Origin of the sequence: Streptomyces sp. NK08204, from assembly GCF_020400585.1 — a bacterium.
GTDB lineage: Bacteria > Actinomycetota > Actinomycetes > Streptomycetales > Streptomycetaceae > Streptomyces.
Map to the genome: position 1 here is coordinate 1 of NZ_JAINVF010000101.1, position 385 is coordinate 385.

Here is a 385-nt window from a genome sequence, read left to right on the forward strand (position 1 = left end):
GATCCCCGGAGCGGCACTGCCCGAACTGAAGCAGCGCCGGGTCAGGGCCACCGCATCGCCGGAGGTCGAGGAGCGTACCGAACAGGGCCCGGCCCGCTCGGACGTGGCCATGGACAACCCGGTGCCCACCCCGCCCTTCTGGGGCACCCGGGTCGTCAAGGGCATCCAGCTCAAGGAGTACGCGAGCTGGCTGGACGTGGGCGCCCTGTTCAAGGGCCAGTGGGGACTCAAGCAGGCCCGCACCGCTGAGGGGCTCTCGTACGAGGAACTGGTCGAGACCGAGGGCCGCCCGCGGCTGCGCGGCTGGCTGGACAAGCTGCACACGGAGAACCTGCTCGAGGCGGCCGTGGTCTACGGCTACTTCCCCTGCGTGTCCAAGGGGGAT

At 70.4% G+C, this 385-nt stretch carries 1 pseudogene; it reads left to right on the top strand.

The features are described from left to right. A pseudogene (locus K7G59_RS34490) lies at positions 1 to 385 on the top strand (methionine synthase); the annotation flags it as partial.